Below are 17776 nucleotides of genomic sequence, written 5' to 3' on the forward strand. Positions count from 1 at the left end.
CCGCGCGAAGCCGGGAGACGCTCACGCCTGGGTCAGCACCACACACGACTCGCCGGGCACGCTCCACAACCCGTTCGCGTCCGGCGCCTCGACCGGTTCCCACGCGGCCAGCACGCGCGCGTGGCGCAGCCCCAGCGGGATCGCGGCGGCCTCCTTGCCGAGGTTCACCGCCACCCGCACGTCCCCGCGCCGCAGGGCCAGCCAGCGGGCCTGGTCGTCGTAGGCGACCTTGACGGCGGCGAGATCGGGGTCCGCGAGGTCGGGCTGACATCCGCGCAGGGCGATCAGGTCGCGGTACCAGGCCAGCACGCGCGCGTGGAGTGCCTTTTCGGGTTCCGACCAGTCCAGGCAGGAGCGGTCGCGGGTCGCCGGGTCCTGCGGGTCGGGGACGTCCTCCTCGGCCCAGCCGTGGGCCGCGAACTCCCGCCGCCTGCCCTGCCGTACGGCCTGAGCGAGCTCGGGATCGGTGTGGTCGGTGAAGAACTGCCAAGGGGTGCCCGCCGCCCACTCCTCGCCCATGAACAGCATCGGGGTGAAGGGGCTTGTGAGCGTGAGCGCGGCCGCGCAGGCCAGCAGGCCGGGGGAGAGGGACGCCGAAAGCCGGTCCCCCTGGGCGCGGTTGCCGATCTGGTCGTGGGTCTGGGAGTAACCGAGCAGCCGGTGCGCCGAGACGCGCGTGCGCTCCAGGGGGCGGCCGTGGTGGCGGCCGCGGAAGCTCGAGTACGTACCGTCGTGGAAGAAGCCGGACGTCAGCGTCTTCGCGAGGGCCGCGAACGGGGACCGCGCGAAGTCCGCGTAGTAGGCCTGCCCCTCACCGGTCAGTGCCGTGTGCAGCGCGTGGTGGAAGTCGTCGTTCCACTGCGCGTGCAGTCCGAGACCGCCCTCCGCGCGCGCGGTGACGAGCCGCGGGTCGTTCAGATCCGACTCAGCGATCAGGAACAGCGGCTGGCCCAGGTCGTCGGCGAGGGCGTCCACGGCCGTCGACAACTCCTCCAGGAAGTGCATCGCGCGCGTGTCCCGCAACGCGTGTACCGCGTCCAGGCGCAGCCCGTCCAGCCGGAAGTCCCGCAGCCAGGCCAGGGCGCTGTCGACGAGATACGCGCGCACCTCGTCCGAACCCGGTGCGTCCAGGTTCACCGCGGATCCCCAGGGCGTCTGATGGGTGTCCGTGAAGTACGGCCCGAACGCGGGGAGGTGGTTCCCGGACGGGCCGAGGTGATTGTGCACGACGTCGAGGACCACCCCCAGGCCGAGTTCGTGCGCCCGGTCGACAAAACGCTTCAGCGCCTCCGGGCCCCCGTAGGGCTCGTGCACGGCCCACAGGGAGACCCCCTCGTACCCCCAGCCGTGCCGCCCGGGGAACGGACACAGCGGCATCAACTCGACGTGGGTGACGCCCAGTTCCGCGAGGTGCTCCAGCCGCCCGGCGGCCGCGTCGAGCGTTCCTTCGGGGGTGTACGTCCCCACGTGCAACTCGTAGAGGACCGCGCCCGGCAGCGGGCGCCCCGCCCACTCGGTGCGCCACGCGTACCGGGCCTGGTCGACCACCGCGCTCAGTCCGTCCGGGCCGTCCGGCTGCCGGCGCGAACGAGGATCGGGCAGCGCGGGGCCGTCGTCCACCGCGAACCCGTACCGCGTGCCGTCCTGCCCGTCCGCGTCGCCCGTCCACCATCCGGCGCGCTCCGGATCGCGCTCCAGCGCGCGCGTGGCGCCCGCGCAGTGGAGCGTCATCCGGTCGGCCTCCGGTGCCCACACCTCGAACCGCACAGACGGTTCCCCCTTGTCCGCTCTCCGTTGCCCGTTGCCCGTTGCCCGTTGCCCGTTGCCTGTTGTCCTTAGTCCGCTCTTCGTGACAGAGCGCGACGTGGGTGACGCAACATGTCGTGACGTAGCACGTCCATGGTGCTTCACACGAGATCAATTCGCTTTCGAATCCACCCTTTTGCCGCGTGTTTGCCACGTGATGGACGCGTGGAACCCACCTGTAGGCGGCAGCGGCCTTTTCCGGGTCTTCTGGACACCCCGCTCCTACTGGCCGACAATCACCTTCGTGACGTCGTCTTTCGAGTTCCACACGTACCCCGCGCGGCTGTCCGACGCGGAGCGCGACCGGGCGCTGAAGGCGCTCAGTGACGGCGTCGCCCTCGGGCGCCTCTCGCACGACACGTTCGTCCGCCGGATGGAACTGGCGCTCGCCGCCCGCCGCTCCGACGAACTCGCCGTGCTCATCGCCGACCTGCCCACCGAGGGTCGCTGGTCGAAACTGGTGTTCGGCACCGTCGAGGCGGTCTCCGGCTTCACGGTACGGCTGCGCAGGGCCTGGCAGGCCGAGCGGCTCCCCAAACTGCTGCTGCCCCACCCGGGCAACAACTACCCCCTGCGGATCGGCCGCGACCCCGCGAGCGGACTGCGGCTCAACCACGAGACGGTCTCCCGCGTCCACGCCGAACTGAGCCGCCAGGGCGGTCTGTGGGTGCTGCGCGACCTCGGCTCGACCAACGGGACGACCGTCAACGGACGGCGGGTGATCAGCGCCGCCGTCGTCAAAGAAGGCGACCAGATCAGCTTCGGACGCATGTCCTTCCGCCTCGCGTCCTCCTGACCGACCGACCCGCACCCACATGAGCCTTGGCCTCGGTTTCACTCAGCGATTTCCTTAAATTCCCTTACGTTCGACGGTGTTGACGTACCTCCACAGCCGTGACTGACTGTGCGTACACCATGTACATCAGGTGAATCGACGGCACCACATTTGTGGAGGTGTGCCCTGCCGCCCCTCCTCCGCTACCCGACCGTGGACGAGCTGGGCGCCCGTGCGGCCGCGCTCGTCGCCCGTCGGCCGCGCGACGCCCGACTGCGCCGCGTGGGTACGTCACGGGCGGGCACCCCGCTGTGGCTGCTGTCCGTCGGACACGGCGGCCGCCAGGCCCTCGTCGTCGCCGGACCCCATGCCAACGAACCCGTGGGCGGTGCCACGGCCCTGCGCCTGGCCGAACGGGCGCTCGCCGACCCCCGGCTCCGCGAGGGCGCCGACGCCACCTGGAACCTGCTGCTCTGTCTCGACCCCGACGGCGCCCGCCGCAACGAGGCCTGGCTGTCCGGCCCCTACACCCTCGGCCACTACTTCCGGAACTTCTTTCGCCCCGGCTTCCTCGAACAGCCCGAGTGGCTGCCCGAGGGCGCGGCGGGCGCCACCCTCCCCGAGACCCGCGCCCTCCTCGACCTCCAGGACGAACTGCGGCCGGTCTTCCAGTGCTCCCTGCACGGCGTCGACGTCGGCGGCGCCTTCGTCGAGCTGACCCGCGAACTGCCCGGACTCGCCCAGCGCGTCGCCCACACCGCGGCCCGCCTCGGCATCCCGCGCGAACTCGGGCCCTACGACACCCTGTACTGGCCGAGGCTCGGCCCCGCCGTCTACCGCATCCCGCCGCCGCACCCCGGCGACCTGGCCGCCGCCATCACCGAGGCCGCCGTCGAGTCCACCTGGTTCCATCCGCACCGCTACGGCACCGTCACCGCCGTCGTCGAGGCCCCCATGTGGGGCGTGGCGGCCGTGGAGGACGCCACCCGGCCCGCCGACGCCGACGCCGTGCTGCGCTCCGTCAGCCACACGCTGCGCCACGACACACGGCTCCTGCAAGGCATCCTCGGGCGGATCCGCCCCGGCCTCGACACCTCCCCGGACGCGGCCTGCCTCCTCGCACCCATCGACGACTATTTACTCGTCGGCCCCGGTCTCGCGGACTCCTGGGACCCCGATCTGCACGACGCCGGCGCGCGCCCCCTGCCGCCGCTCGACACGGCCCGCCTGACCGCCCTGCGCCTCGCCGGACGCCGCGTCGCCCTGCGCACGGCCGGGCTGCTGCACCAGCTCGTGACCGGCTCCGGGCGCGACCCGAGCGGGGCGCTGCCGGAGCTCGACCGGTTGATCGACGCATGGTGCGCCGACTACCGCGAGGGCTGCGGGGCGCGCTGGATCCCGGTCGCCCGCCAGGTCGAGTACCAGGCGCGCGTGGTGATCGCCGCGTTCGAACTCGCCGCGCGGTACGCGCCCGTGCGCTCCCATTCGGGTGAGCCGGGGTGGGGTTCACAGGCCGCGCTGCCGATGCACCGGGAATGACCAGAAACATCCACGCGGTACGCAACGCTCTCCTCGCGACCGTCGCCCTGCTCACCCTGGGCGCGACCTCGGCCCAGGCGACGGCCCACCAGGCGTTCCCCGGCAACTGGCTCTACCTCACCCTCACCACCGGCGACGCCCACGCCAGCAGCATCCACGGCACTCTCCTGCTCTGCGACCCGCCGCAGGGCCTCGCCCGCGCGGCCGAGGCCTGCGCCGAACTCGCCACCGCCGGGGGAGACATCTCCCGGATCCCGACCAGGCCCGACACCATCTGCTCGATGGTCTACGGCCCGGTCACCGCCTCCGCGCGCGGGGAGTGGGAGGGGCGGCAGGTGACGTACTCGCACACATTCTCGAACTCGTGTGTGATGGGGGCTGAGACGGGGGCGGTGTTTGCGTTGTCGGGCTGAGGTGACGTCAGATGACAGATGACGATATCTGTCATCCGGTATCCGTCATCTGAAATCCGTCATCCGTCAGACGCGATCCGTCAGGCGTGATCTGTCAGATGCGATCCGTCATCCGTCATCCGTCATCCGTTATCTGTCATCTGTCATCTGTCAGACGTCAAGCCGCGCCGTCCCGCGCATGCAGCGCCGCCGCGACCACCGTGCGGGATTGGTGCTCGACCTGGTGCTCCAGGGGAACCCAACGGGCCCGGAAGCGTTCGGCGAAGGCGTCGCTCCACGCGGCGACCAGGCGCTCGAGGCGCGGCGCCGCCCGGTCGTCGGCCTCCTGGAGGACCCGCAGCAGCATCGCGGCGGCCCGCAAAGGGAGCCGGCGCCCGAACGCGTCGACACTGCCGACGTACGCCATCGTCGGGTCGGGAGGCGGCGTCCGCACCCAGTCGTGGGCCAGGCCCGGCACCAGCTCCAGCGCCCACTTCGCGGCGCGCAGGAGAGGCCCGTCGGGGCCGGGGAGCCTCGGCAGGACCTCCGTGAGCACCGTCTGCACCTGGAGCGCGTCGCGCAGCAGCCGGTGTGCCAGGCGTCGCATCGCCGCATCCGGTGCGGGATGCGGCGCCGGGTCGTCCACGAGGTCGCTGGCCCACATCGGCACCTCGACGACCGCGGTCAGACCGCCGTACCGGTGGGTGTGGTACCAGGTACTGTGCCGGGCGTCGTCGGGCATGCTCGGGTACGCCGCGTCCGAGCCCGGCGCCGGCATCACGTGCACCCCGGGTCCGGAAGCGGGCCAGCCGGCGGCGTCGGAGGCGCCCGTCTCCACGGGGATGTGCAGTTCCGCCGCGGACTTGGCGAAAGGTTCGGCGAGGCCCGGGATGTCCTTGGTCAGCTGCACCCAGCTGCCGCCGAGATCGGTGCCGTGCAGGGTCACTTGGAGGTAGGGCCGCAGCTCGTCGATGACCCGGGTGAGGGCGCGGGTCTCCGGGGGCAGCCGGTCGGGCGGCAGGACGGAGGGCGACCACTCGGGCTGCTCGGGGCCCGCCGGACGGAAGAACCCGAGGTGGTAGTCGAACAGCGAGCGCGGGGCCGGTGTCACATGGAGGCTCGCGCCGTCCGGGTCCGCGCAGAGGAGGAAGTGCCAGGAGGTGTCGGCCCGCAACTCCCGCTCGTGCAGTACACGTTCGGCCAGGGCCTGGAGCGTCGAACCGCCGGTCGGCTCGTTCGCGTGGGCGCCCGCCACGACGAGGACCGCGCGCTCGGCGTGACCGACGGACAGCAGATGGAGGGGCCTGCCCGCGCGCGAGACGCCGATCTGTCTGAGGGCGCACAGCCCGGGACGGTGAGCCGCCAACGTCCGAGCGGACGAGACGATTTCGGTCACACTGGGGTAGCGCAACTCCGGCAGGAGACTCACCCCCGACTTGTCCGCCCTGCGTCGCTTTCCGCAGTACTCCACGGTCTGGGGGAACTGTCAAGGAGAAGGCGGGGCAGCTCCCCGGAACGCCAGGTGGCATTGATCTCCGCCGGGACGGGCGGGCGGCGCCGGAAGGGGCGTACGCGGCGCCGCTCGTGCAGGTCCGAGGGCCGGGGCCGGCCTCGGGAGTCCCGGCGCGGCCCGCTCGTAGTCGCCCACCCCACACGCCGTCCGTCCGTCCGGTGCGAGCCCTGGGAGCGTGCGCGGTCGCGAGCCGGTCCCAGGGTCGAGCCTCGGCGTCACCCGTACGGGCGTACGAGGACTGCGGTCGGGGGGCCGTGGTGGTCCGCTGGGAACAACCACGTGCCGCTCCCCGGCGCGCAGACCCGAGGTGGGAGGCCCGCGGTGTTGTGTCCTCATGGCCTTCCCGCAGAAGGCGCGTCGAGAGCGCCCATCGCTACGGTCGCCCCCGTCGCCCCCGTCGCCCCCGTCGCCCCCGTCGCCCCCGTCGCCCCCGTCACACCGCTCGCGACCGCGACACGACCGCCCGTCGTACGACGGCTGCCCGACCCCCCGAGCCTGCTCACCCCCGGCATCGAACGCGACCCGTACCCCCTGTACCGCACCCTGCGCCAGAGGTTCCCGCTCGTGTACGACCGGCCGTTCGGCGCGTGGCTGGTCAGCCGGTACGCCGATGTACGCGCCGCCCTCGCCGACCCCCGGCTCGTCGCCGCGCCGCCCGGACGCACCCTGGCCCACCTGGAGGGCGGCACGCACAGCGCACACCGGGCGCTCGTCTCACCGGCGTTCCGCGGACACGCCCTGACCGCGCTGACCGCTGGCGTCGAACGGACGGCGTACGTCCTCGCCCGCCGCCTCGCCGACCGCCAGGAGGCCGACCTCGTCGCCGAGTTCTGCCACTGGCTGCCCACCGCGGCGGCCGTCGCCGCGCTCGGGCTGCCGTACGAGGACACCGCGCGCGTGCACGCCTGGTGCCGCACCGGCCTCGACCACCTCGGCGGCCACCACCCCGAGCTCGACGCCTTCCTGCTCCCGTACATCGCCCGTCGGCGCGCCCATCCGGGCGACGATCTGCTCTCGGCGCTGTGCACGGCGCGGGCGGACGGGCGCCCGCTGTCCGACGAGGCCGTGGCGGGGATCGCCGGGACGCTCCTCGGCGCGGGCGGCGAGGCGACCGCGCACGCGCTGGCGTCGTTCCTCGCCAACCTCCTCGACCACCCCGGCCAGCTGGCGCTGGTCCGCGCCCGCCCCGAGCTGACGGGCGGGGCCTGGGCCGAGTCGCTGCGCCGCGATCCCCCGCTGCACATCGTGCTGCGCCGGGCCGTCGAGCCGGTCGGCGCGGTACCCGCGGGCGCCACCGTGGCGTGTCTGCTGGGCGCCGCGGGCCGCGACCCGGCCCGGTTCGCCGACCCGGACCGCTACGACGTCTTCCGGCCCGACCCCGGGCAGCTCGCGTACGGCTCCGGACGGCACTTCTGCCCCGGCGCGCTGCTCGCCCGGCTCACCGCGGAACACGGCCTGCGCGCCCTGTTCGCCGCCCTCCCGGAGCTGCGCAGGTCCCCGGGCTTCCACCCCGTCGCGGACGGCCTGATCAGCCGCTCTCCCCGGAGCCTGCTGGTCCGTCTGCGCTGACCCGCTCCAGAAGGACCACCGGCAACCGCTCGAAAAGCTCCGCCACACGCGTGTGCCCCGTGAACTCCCGCTCCGGGGCGAGCACGTCCGCCCACCGCCCCTCCGGGAGCGCGAGCCGGGTGTCGCGCCAGCCGCCCGCCTCCGCCAGGCGCAGCGAAAGCCGGGTGACGGCGGAAATCACCTCCCCGGAGCGGACGAACGCCGTGCAGTGCGCGGCGCCCGGCCCCTCCGCCACCAGTGGTACGTACGTCGCCGCGTCGCCGAAGACCTCGGGGCGCCGCCCGCGCAGCCGCAGTGCCGCCGTGGTGAGCGCGGCCTTCGCCGAAGCCTGCTCCAGGGGCGCGAACGGCTCCCGGTTGTCCGGGTCCACCAGCGCCAGGTACTCGCCCTCGGTGCCCTGGTAGACGTCGGGCACCCCGGGCATCGTCAGGTGGACCAGAGAGGCCCCCAGGACGTTCGCCCGGACGTGCGGGGCGAGCGAGGCCCGGAAGTCCGCCACGCGCCGCCCGGGCGGCCCGCAGGGGCCCGCCGCGACGAAGGACGCCACCGACTCCTCGTACGCGGGGTTCTGCTCGGTCCAGGAGGTGTGCAGCCCTGCTTCCCGGACGTGCTTGAGCAGTGCCCCCTGGACGCGTTCCGCGTCGGCCGGCCCCAGCCCGAACACCGTCTGCCACGCGGCCCACGCCGGCTGGGGGTCGGGTACGCCCGTCCCCACGCGGGTCACCTCGGCCAGCACGTCCGACCACCGCTCGGGGCACTGGGTGAGCACCGAGAGTGCGGCGCGGACGTCGGCGCTGCGTTTGGTGTCGTGGGTGGACAGGGCGGTGCCGGTGGCGGGCCAGTCGCGCTGCACGCGCGCGCAGTAGGCGTGGAAGTCCTCCGGGGACACGGCCGGAGCGCCCGGGTTGCCGCCCACCTCGTTGGCCGACAGCAGGGGCACATAGCGGTAGAACGCGGTGTCCTCCACGGACTTCGCCCGCAGCGCGGACGAGGTCTGCGCGAACCGCGCCCGGAACTCCGCGTGCTCGGGCCCGTCACCGGCCCGCCCGAGCAGCAGGTCCCGTACGACGTCCACGGCGTGCGCCTCCTCCGGCACCGTGAAGACCGCCCGGGCCTCTGCGGCGGCCTCCTCCGTCACGACCAGGGAGGCGTCCGTGGACGGATACGGCCGGTACACCTCGACGCGCACCAGGAGCTCCCGCAGCGCGATGCCCAGGGCCCACGGGGCGTGGTCGCGCCGTTCCGGGTCGGGGGAGGCGGCGCACAGCCGGCTCGCCACGCGCGTGAGGCGGTCGAACTCCGTGGCCAGCTCGTGCGTGATCACCTTGTACGCCGCCCGGCGCACCGTCGCCTCCCAGCTGCCGCCCCGATCGGCCTGGGGGGCCGCGAACCGCCGGTACTGGCCGAGGAGTTCCCCCGCGCCCGCCGGGTCCGTGAAGAGACCGTCGACGTGCCGCAGGGCGTCGTAGCCCGTGGTGCCCGCGACGGGCCAGGCGGCGGACAGCGGCTCGCCGTCCGCGAGGATCTTCTCGACCACCGTCCAGCGCCCGCCGGTCGCCTCGTGGAGGCGGCGCAGATAGGCGTCGGGGTCCGCCAGGCCGTCCGGGTGGTCGATGCGCAGTCCCTCGACCACACCCTCGTCCAGCAGCTCCAGGATCTTCGCGTGGGTCGCCGTGAACACCTCCGGGTCCTCGACGCGTACGCCGATGAGCTCGGAAATGCTGAAGAAGCGGCGGTAGTTGAGGTCGGTGCGGGCCAGCCGCCACCAGGCCGGGCGGTACCACTGCGCGTCGAGGAGCTCCGGCAGCGGCATTCCCGCGGTGCCCTCGCGCAGCGGAAACACGTGGTCGTAGTAGCGCAGTACGTCGCCGTCCACCTTCAGGTGGCCGATTTCCGCGCCGAGCCGGCCCCCGAGCACCGGCAGCAGCAGTCGGCCGTCCCCGGCGTCCCAGTCGATGTCGAACCAGCGCGCGTACGGCGACCCGGGGCCCTCGCGCAACACCTCCCACAGGGCGTGGTTGTGGCGCGGGGCCATCGCCATGTGGTTCGGCACGATGTCCACGACCAGGCCGAGCCCGTGTTCCCGTGCCGTGCGGGCGAGGGAGCGCAGCCCCTCCTCGCCGCCCAGTTCATCCCGTACACGCGCGTGGTCCACCACGTCGTAGCCGTGCGTCGAGCCCGGGACCGACTCCAGGACGGGGGACAGGTGCAGATGGGAGACGCCGAGCGAGGCCAGGTACGGCACGGCGGCCTCGGCGGCCCCGAAGGGGAACTCCGGCTGCAGCTGCAGCCGGTAGGTGGCGGTGGGCGCAGGGGGTACCACCGGGGCCGGGATCTCCCGTTCGGGACGCTCAGGTGTCATGGAGACCTACGTACCCGCCTCGCCCTCTTTCGTGTCATCGACGTACGTCCGAATGACCGGCTACGCGGGCCGTTGCAGCACGGTCAGGCTCCGGTCGAGCAGGGTCAGCCGGTCGCCGGCCTGGACCTTCGCGCCCGTGCCCGCCGCCACCCCGTCCGGGAGGGCCGTGTCGACGACCACCTGCCATTGCCGCCCGTGGTTGACCGGAACCACGAACTCCAGGGGCTTGGGCGAGGCGTTGAACATCAGCAGGAAGGAGTCGTCGGCGATGTGCTCACCGCGCGGGCCCGGCTCGGAGATCGCGTTGCCGTTGAGGAAGACCGACAGTGCCTGCGCCTGTGTGGAGCCCCAGTCGCGCTGGGTCATCTCGGTGCCCGCCGGGGTGAACCACGCGATGTCGGACAGCTCGTCGTGGGTGCCCTGGACGGGGCGGCCGTGGAAGAACCGGCGCCGCCGGAAGACCGGGTGGTCGCGGCGCAGCCACACCATCGCGCGCGTGAAGTCCAGCAGCTCGCCGTCGCCCTCGGGCCACGGCACCCAGGCCAGCTCGCTGTCCTGGCAGTAGGCGTTGTTGTTGCCGTTCTGGGTGCGCGCGAACTCGTCGCCGTGGCTGAGCATCGGCACGCCCTGGGAGAGCATCAGCGTCGCGATGAAGTTGCGCTTCTGACGGGCCCGCAGCGCGAGTACGGCCGCGTCGTCGGTGTCGCCCTCGGCGCCGCAGTTCCAGGACCGGTTGTGGCTCTCGCCGTCGCGGTTGTCCTCGCCGTTGTCCTGGTTGTGCTTGTTGTTGTAGGAGACGAGGTCGTTGAGCGTGAACCCGTCGTGGCAGGTGACGAAGTTGATGGAGGCCAGTGGACGGCGGCCGTCGTCCTGGTAGAGGTCGGAGGAGCCGGTCAGCCGGGAGGCGAACTCCGCCAGCGTGCGCGGCTCGCCGCGCCACAGGTCCCGCACGGTGTCGCGGTACTTGCCGTTCCACTCGGTCCACAGTGGCGGGAAGTTGCCCACCTGGTAGCCGCCCTCGCCGACGTCCCAGGGCTCGGCGATCAGCTTCACCTGGGAGACCACCGGATCCTGCTGGACCAGGTCGAAGAACGACGACAGCCGGTCCACCTCGTGGAACTGGCGGGCCAGCGTGGCCGCGAGGTCGAAGCGGAAGCCGTCGACGTGCATCTCGGTGACCCAGTAGCGCAGCGAGTCCATGATCAGCTGGAGCACGTGCGGGGAGCGCATGAGGAGCGAGTTGCCGGTCCCCGTGGTGTCCATGTAGTAGCGGGGGTCGTCCGCGAGGCGGTAGTACGAGGCGTTGTCGAGGCCCCTGAAGGACAGCGTCGGGCCCAGATGGTTGCCCTCGGCGGTGTGGTTGTAGACCACGTCCAGGATGACCTCGATCCCGGCCTCGTGCAGCGCCCGGACCGCCGACTTGAACTCCAGGACCTGCTGGCCGCGGTCGCCCCAGGACGCGTAGGTGTTGTGCGGGGCGAAGAAGCCGATCGTGTTGTAGCCCCAGTAGTTGTTGAGGCCCATCTCCACCAGCCGGTGGTCGTTCACGAACTGGTGTACGGGCATCAGCTCCAGCGCCGTGACACCCAGCTCCGTCAGGTGTTCGATGATCGCCGGGTGGGCGAGCGCCGCGTAGGTGCCGCGCAGTTCCTCGGGCAGCGCCGGGTGCTGCATCGTCAGGCCCTTCACATGGGCCTCGTAGATCACCGTGTGGTGGTACTCGGTGCGCGGGCGCCGGTCGTCGCCCCAGTCGAAGTACGGGTTGACCACGACCGAGGTCATGGTGTGCGGCGCCGAGTCCAGGTCGTTGCGCTTGTCGGGCGCCCCGAACGGATAGCCGTACACCTCCTCGCCCCACTTGATCGAGCCGCTGATCGCACGCGCGTACGGATCCAGCAGCAGCTTGGCGGAGTTGACGCGCTGTCCGCGCTCGGGCGCGTACCGTCCGTGCACCCGGAACCCGTACCGCTGCCCGGGCATGATCCCCGGCAGATACGCGTGCCGTACGAACGCGTCGCTCTCGCGCAGTTCCACCGCCGTCTCCGAGCCGTCGTCCTGCAGCAGACACAGCTCGATCCGGTCGGCGGCCTCCGAGAAGACCGCGAAATTGGTACCGGCGCCGTCGTACGTGGCACCGAGTGGATATGCCTCTCCAGGCCAGACCTGCATGGATATGACTCTTCCAGTAGTGCCGCGCCCCTGGGGGCAACTCGGAGTCGAGTCTCCCCGAAACTGAGGGAACCTCCTATGACTTATGTCCCTCTTACCCGCTGACCAGGCATACGTCGTATGCCGAACCAGTGGGGCTCAGATCACTCCCGGAGCAACAGAGGGAGTAGAGGGGGAAATGTGCGCAAGATAGTGCACCGCCATCTGGGAAAGGTGGTGGCGGGTGCGGCCGTCGCGGTGGCCGGGACGGCCGTGATGGTCGGGATCACCCTTCCGGGCTCGGCGGGGGCCGATGAGAGCTCGGGCGGCCTGCGTGGCGGCAACCAGGCCGCACAGCAGGCGGGACAGGGACAGGGGCAGACGGCCGTCGAGCCCGGTGTCGTCGAGCGGGCCCCGGCCGAGGGCGACAAGGGCACCGGCCGTGACCCGCTGACCGACGACGAGACCAAGCGGGTCGAACAGATCGCGCTGAACCGGCAGTTGTTGACCTCCGGCGAGAACGTCGAGGGGCAGCGCGGCCCGCAGCGCATCGGTGTCGACCTCGCCGACCCGGAGGAGAGTGAACTCGACGACCCGAACGCGCCGCGCCGCGCGGACGTCACGTTCTACGACTACAAGGACGACACGCTCGTCACCAAGACGGTCAACCTCGGCAGCGGGAAGGTCGAGCGGACGGACACCCAGCACGGTGTCCAGCCGCCCATCAGCCGCGACGAGATGGTCGAGGCCGCGAAACTGCTGATCGCCGACCCGCTCGGCGCGGGCCTGCGGGCCGACTACAAGGACGCCGCGGGCAAGGAACTCACCTCGCCCGACCAGCTGACGCTCAACAGCATGGTCTACCGGGCGACTTCGGGCGCCCAGCCCGCGCTCCTCGCGAAGTGCGGTGAGCACCGCTGCGTGAGGCTGTTCCCGAAGGTCAGGAACGGGTCCTGGATCGATGCTCGTCAACTGGTGATCGATCTGAGCGCCCGCAAGGTCGGCAAGCTCGGCTGAGCCGCGACCGACGCGCTCCCGGCGGCTGAGCCGCCTGCGTTCACTTTTCCCACTCACCTCCTTCTTTCGCATGCTTTCGCAAGGAGTCTCTTCGTCATGCGCGTGAACAGAATCAGTCGTGCCCGCAGCCGGACGGCGGTCGGTCTCTCGGTGGCCGCACTCGCCGTCGGAGCGACGACGGCCGCGGGTCCGGCCGTCGCCCAGCCCAAGGCCGCGCCCGCGGCGGCCCCCGGCTGCAGCACGGCGTACAAGATCGAGCAGAAGCTCTCCACCGGTACCACCTGGCGCATGTGCTGGCACTACGAGAGCGAGGCCGGGCTCGTCCTGGAGAACATCTCGTACCAGCCCAAGGGCGAGGCCCAGCCGATCAAGGTCCTCACCAGTGCCAAGCTCGGCCAGATCCACGTCCCCTACGACGACGGCAAGGCCGAGTACGACGACCTCACGGGCGCCGGCTTCGGCCAGGGCCTGATGAAGATGGCGCCCGGTGAATGTCCCGGCGGCACCATCAAGACCGTGAAGATCCCCAACGCCTGGGACCCGCAGCACCCGAACGTCAACGGCCTGTGCACCACCACCCGTTCGCGCGGCCACGCCTACCGCATGGAGGCCGACACGGGCAACGAGGTCTTCCAGACCCAGGGCAAGGACCTGCTGATCTACACCGTCAACAAGGTCGGCTGGTACGAGTACATCAGCGAGTGGCGCTTCCAGGACGACGGCACCATCAACATGAACATCGGTGCCACCGGCAGCCTCTCGCCCGGCGACTACGACGCGGGCGACGGCCGCGGCTGGCCCATCGGTACGGGTGCCAAGGCCTACGCCACCAGCCACAGCCACAACGTCTTCTGGCGGCTGGACTTCGGGCTCGACGGCTCCTCCAAGAACAAGGTCGAGCAGTACGACTCCGTCGTCAGCCCGCCCCGCAACGGCAACGAGGGCCCGACCAACAAGACCACCCGCACCAAGGTCACCAAGGAACTCGCGGGCGACGCCCAGAACATGCGCTGGTGGCGCGTCGTCAGCGACACCGGCAAGAACAAGGACAACCACGCCCGCAGCTACGAGATCGTCCCGGGCGCCACCACCAAGTACCTCGGCCGCCCCTTCACCAAGCACGACGTGTACTTCACCGAGTACAAGAAGTGCGAGCAGTTCGCCACCAACAATCTGCTCAACTGCGGCGCCGGAGCGGGCACGTCCGTCGACAAGTACGTCAACGGACAGACGCTCACCCACCCCATCGTGTGGGTCAACGTGGGCTTCCACCACATCGCGCGCGACGAGGACCAGCAGCCCATGCCGGTCCACTGGCAGGGCTTCTCCCTTGCTCCGCGCGACGTCACCGCTATGAATCCGCTCACTCCGCCGGAGCTCGCCAACCAGAACGGACATGTGGAAAACGGTAGTTGAGAAACGACCTGTCCATCGGGCTGCACCGCCCGCCGCTCCCGGAGTACCCTTCCTTGATCGTTGAGTGGGGCTGACCCACGGAAGAGCTCGGGGGAGCGGAAGGCGGTGCGCGGGTGGGCTCGGGAGGGCTGGAGTTGCCTCCTGGTGACGAGGGTCACGAGGGGAACTCCACAGATGTCCCACCCGGCGCGGTGTCCCTGGCACGGCCGATGGAGATGGGATCCATTGGACCGGAACTGGACTGGGGCGCCGACGCCTGGCGTGAGGTGCGTACGCGCGCCCAGCGAGCCGGCCGTGCCTACATCTGGCTGAACCTGGTCGAACAGCGGCTGCGCGCGGTCGTGGCCGCTGTTCTGCGTCCCATCTACGAGCCCGTCCACGGCGACGACTGGGTGGTCGCCGCCGCCGGACCCGCCGGGCAGGAGTGGGTGCAGCGCGCGGTCGCCGTACGCGAAGTCAGCCGCCGCAAGGGCTACTTGCTCGACCCGGCCGACGACAACGTGCTCAGCTTCCTCACCCTGCCCCAGCTGCGCGAGCTGATGGTGCAGCACTGGCCGTGCTTCGAGCCCTACTTCGACGAGCGTCGGGACGTCGAACTCGCGCTGGACGAACTGGAAGTCACCCGGAACGTGGTCTCGCGCAACCGGGCCCTGTCCGAGGCGGTCCTGGGGCAGGCCGAGCGCGCCGCGGCCAAGCTCCTGGAGATCCTCGGCGCCGGCAGCGACGTGCCCTCCGCGCGCCGGCTGCCCGTCGACGCCGTCGAGAACCTGGTCGGCGACCGGTACGCGGACGTGGTCGGCGTGCACTCCGACCGGGTGCGGCTGCTGCGCCAGTTCCCCGCCGAGGATCTCTTCGGCGGCGCCCGCCGCCTCGACGCCATCGGCATCGGCCTGAACCTGCTGGTGCAGAACTTCTCCGGGCGGCGGCTCGTGCGCCTCGCCGAGACGGGCTGCCGGGTGCGGCTACTCTTCCTGAACCCGGCATCCAGCGCGGTCAAGCGGCGCGAGCGCGAACTTGGCCTCAAGCGGGGCGAGTTGAGCCGGGCCGTGGAGATGAACATCCTGCACATGCGGCGGGTGCGGGCCCGGCTGCGCGACCCCGGCGCGTTCGAGATCCAGGTGTACGACGAGACGCCGCGCTTCACGGCGTACCTCGTCGACGGGGACGGCTCCGACGGCATCGCGATCGTGCAGTCGTATCTGCGCCGCGCCCGCGGCATGGAGGCACCGGTGCTGGTGCTGCGCGGCGGTGGTCGGGTGGTCAAACCGGACGAGATCGGGGAAGAGGGCCTTTTCCCGACATACCGCGAGGAGTTCGAGGTGGCTTGGGCGGATTCGCGTCCGGTGTCCTGAAGTGTTCCCTCGACCGGGGTCGTGACGTCGTGTCCGGCGCGGGAAGCGGAACGCGGTCCTCGGACTGTCAGTGGCTCGTGCGATCGTGGAGACCACTGGGGGAAAGCACCACGAAGAAGGGGGGCCGCCCATGGGCTGGCACCGGGAGCTGCTGATCGGCTTCGACCTGGAGACGACCGGGACCGATCCGCGCGAGGCGCGCATCGTCACGGGTGCCGTGATCGAGGTCAAGGACGGAGAGCCGATAGGGCGCCGTGAGTGGCTGGCCGATCCGGGCGTGGAGATTCCGGCGGACGCGGTGGCGGTGCACGGGATTTCGAACGAGCGGGCGGCGGCGGAGGGCAGGCCCGCCGACCAGGTCGCCGACGCGATCGCCGGCGTCCTCACCGGATACTGGAAGAGCGGCGTCCCGGTCGTGGCGTACAACGCGGCCTTCGACCTGACCCTGCTCTCCGCCGAACTGCGCAGGTACGGGCTGCCGTCGTTGCGTGAGCGGCTCGGCGGGACCGACCCCGCGCCGGTCGTCGACCCGTACACGATCGACCGCTCCGTCGACCGCTACCGCCGAGGCAAGCGCAACCTCGAAGCGGTCTGCACGGAGTACGGCGTGTCGCTGGACTCCGCCCACGACGCCTCGGCCGACGCCCTCGCCGCGGCCCGGCTCGCCCGTGCGATAGCCGACCGCCACCCGAAGGTCGCGGCCCTCGGCCCCGCGGAGCTGCACCGCCGTCAGATCGAGTGGTACGCCGAGTGGGCGGCCGACTTCCAGAGCTTCCTGCGCCGCAAGGGAGAGGCGGACGCGGTGGTCGACGGGACATGGCCGATGCGGGACCTGGCGGACCAGAAGGTCTAGGTCAGGACCAGAAGGTCTAGGTCAGAAGGGGTACCAGCGCACGGTCTCGTCCCCGTCCCGCAGCGACGCCACCCGCCGCTCGAACTCGGCGAGGGCCTTGGGATTGCTCGGCGCGTGCTGGGCCACCCAGGCGCAGCTGGCGGTCTCGCGGGCGCCCCGGAGCACGGAGCAGCCCTCCCACGCGCGCACATCCCAGCCGTAGACCTCGGTGAAGGAGTCGTACGCCTCGGCGGGCAGCCCGTAGCGGTCGCGGGACAGCGCCATGACCACCAGGTCGTGCTCGCGCAGATCGGCGGAGAAGGTCTCCAGGTCGACCAGGACCGGGCCGTCGGGACCCACGTGCACATTGCGGGGCAGCGCGTCGCCATGGATCGGGCCCGGCACGAGATGCGGGGTGAGCGCGGCCGCGGCGGCCGCGAAGCCGTCGCGCCGCGCCCGCAGATATGCCGCGTCCGCGGGATCGATCGCCTCGCCCGCGAGCCGCAGCCAGCGCTCCACCCCGCCCAGCAGCTCGCGGGGCGGCAGGGGGAAGGAGGGGGAGGGCAGTGCGTGCACCACCCGTAGCAGTTCGGCCAAATCCCGCGGCTCGGCGGGGCGTACGGGATCGGGCAGCCGGTGCCACACCGTCACCGGGTGGCCGTCCACCAGCAGAGCCTCGGTCGCGGCCGCCCGCACCGCGGGGACGCCCGCCTCGGCGAGCCATGCGGCGATGTCCAGTTCCCGCCGGGCGCGGTCGAGGAGTTCGGCATCGCGTCCCACCTTGACCACCAGGTCACCGGCGGCGAACACCGCGTTCTCGCCCAGGGCGAGGAGCTTCGCGTCCCGCGCCGGCCTGGGCGCCACCTCGGCCGCGGCCAGTACGTCCCGCGCCCGTGCCTCGTCCATCCTTCGCCTCCGTGTCCTCGCGCACAGCCCGTGCACGACCTTCGTGTACGACCTTCGGGTAAGGCGTCGCGTTCCCGCCATCCGTCGGCCAGTGTCGCATTCGCACAGGTCGGACCGCGTGCGAGGTGTCTTGACGACCTCCGTCTTCG

The 17776-nt window shown here is 71.6% G+C and carries 13 protein-coding genes; 8 read left to right on the forward strand and 5 right to left on the reverse strand.

Annotated features, from left to right (window positions below):
- Positions 1-21: 21 nt before the first annotated feature.
- A complete protein-coding gene (gene treZ / locus OG798_RS38880) occupies positions 22-1767 on the reverse strand; it encodes a malto-oligosyltrehalose trehalohydrolase (protein ID WP_328758482.1) in 1746 nt (581 codons plus the stop codon).
- 283 nt (positions 1768-2050) lie between these two features.
- On the opposite strand from treZ, the gene OG798_RS38885 reads away from it, so the two are divergent.
- The 3 genes from OG798_RS38885 to OG798_RS38895 all read left to right on the forward strand — a co-directional run bounded on the left by OG798_RS38885 (position 2051) and on the right by OG798_RS38895 (position 4533).
- Positions 2051-2602 carry a DUF1707 and FHA domain-containing protein gene (locus tag OG798_RS38885; protein ID WP_095852061.1) on the forward strand — a complete coding sequence of 184 codons (552 nt, stop codon included), beginning with the start codon at positions 2051-2053 and terminating at the stop codon, positions 2600-2602.
- A 150-nt stretch (positions 2603-2752) separates the two neighbouring features.
- The gene (locus OG798_RS38890) at positions 2753-4120 is read left to right on the forward strand and encodes a M14 family zinc carboxypeptidase (RefSeq protein WP_328758483.1); all 1368 of its coding nucleotides are present in this window, start codon (positions 2753-2755) and stop codon (positions 4118-4120) included.
- Positions 4117-4533: an SSI family serine proteinase inhibitor gene (locus OG798_RS38895; RefSeq protein WP_267063059.1), complete on the forward strand. Its 417-nt coding sequence runs from the start codon at positions 4117-4119 to the stop codon at positions 4531-4533. Before OG798_RS38890 ends, OG798_RS38895 begins: the two co-directional genes overlap by 4 nt.
- A gap of 157 nt (positions 4534-4690) precedes the next feature.
- On the opposite strand, the gene OG798_RS38900 is transcribed toward OG798_RS38895, so the two are convergent.
- Entirely contained in the window at positions 4691-5941 is a 1251-nt protein-coding gene (locus OG798_RS38900) for a M14 family zinc carboxypeptidase (RefSeq protein WP_095852058.1), read from the reverse strand.
- Between the two features lie 405 nt (positions 5942-6346).
- On the opposite strand from OG798_RS38900, the gene OG798_RS38905 reads away from it, so the two are divergent.
- Positions 6347-7594 carry a cytochrome P450 gene (locus tag OG798_RS38905; RefSeq protein ID WP_328758484.1) on the forward strand — a complete coding sequence of 416 codons (1248 nt, stop codon included), beginning with the start codon at positions 6347-6349 and terminating at the stop codon, positions 7592-7594.
- Here OG798_RS38905 and treY read toward each other — a convergent pair.
- Entirely contained in the window at positions 7554-9956 is a 2403-nt protein-coding gene (treY, locus tag OG798_RS38910; protein WP_328758485.1) for a malto-oligosyltrehalose synthase, read from the reverse strand. The genes OG798_RS38905 and treY overlap by 41 nt on opposite strands.
- Positions 9957-10016: 60 nt before the next feature.
- Positions 10017-12125 carry a glycogen debranching protein GlgX gene (gene glgX / locus OG798_RS38915; RefSeq protein ID WP_095852056.1) on the reverse strand — a complete coding sequence of 703 codons (2109 nt, stop codon included), beginning with the start codon at positions 12123-12125 and terminating at the stop codon, positions 10017-10019.
- Between the two features lie 180 nt (positions 12126-12305).
- Between glgX and OG798_RS38920 the strand changes: the two genes are divergently transcribed.
- The 4 genes from OG798_RS38920 (at position 12306) to OG798_RS38935 (ending at position 16742) form a co-directional block, all read left to right on the forward strand.
- On the forward strand, positions 12306-13121 hold the full coding sequence (locus OG798_RS38920) for a Tat pathway signal sequence domain protein (RefSeq protein ID WP_120985611.1): 816 nt from the start codon (positions 12306-12308) through the stop codon (positions 13119-13121).
- 96 nt (positions 13122-13217) lie between these two features.
- A complete protein-coding gene (locus tag OG798_RS38925) occupies positions 13218-14537 on the forward strand; it encodes a copper amine oxidase (RefSeq protein ID WP_328758486.1) in 1320 nt (439 codons plus the stop codon).
- Positions 14538-14650: 113 nt separating this feature from the next.
- On the forward strand, positions 14651-15889 hold the full coding sequence (locus OG798_RS38930) for an SAV2148 family HEPN domain-containing protein (RefSeq protein WP_095852053.1): 1239 nt from the start codon (positions 14651-14653) through the stop codon (positions 15887-15889).
- 130 nt (positions 15890-16019) lie between these two features.
- Entirely contained in the window at positions 16020-16742 is a 723-nt protein-coding gene (locus OG798_RS38935) for a 3'-5' exonuclease (RefSeq protein WP_095852052.1), read from the forward strand.
- Positions 16743-16763: 21 nt separating this feature from the next.
- Here OG798_RS38935 and OG798_RS38940 read toward each other — a convergent pair whose 3' ends face one another.
- Positions 16764-17627 carry a phosphotransferase enzyme family protein gene (locus tag OG798_RS38940; RefSeq protein WP_328758487.1) on the reverse strand — a complete coding sequence of 288 codons (864 nt, stop codon included), beginning with the start codon at positions 17625-17627 and terminating at the stop codon, positions 16764-16766.
- Positions 17628-17776 lie beyond the last annotated feature (149 nt).

Origin of the sequence: Streptomyces sp. NBC_00271 (assembly GCF_036178845.1) — a bacterium.
Taxonomy (GTDB): Bacteria; Actinomycetota; Actinomycetes; order Streptomycetales; family Streptomycetaceae; genus Streptomyces.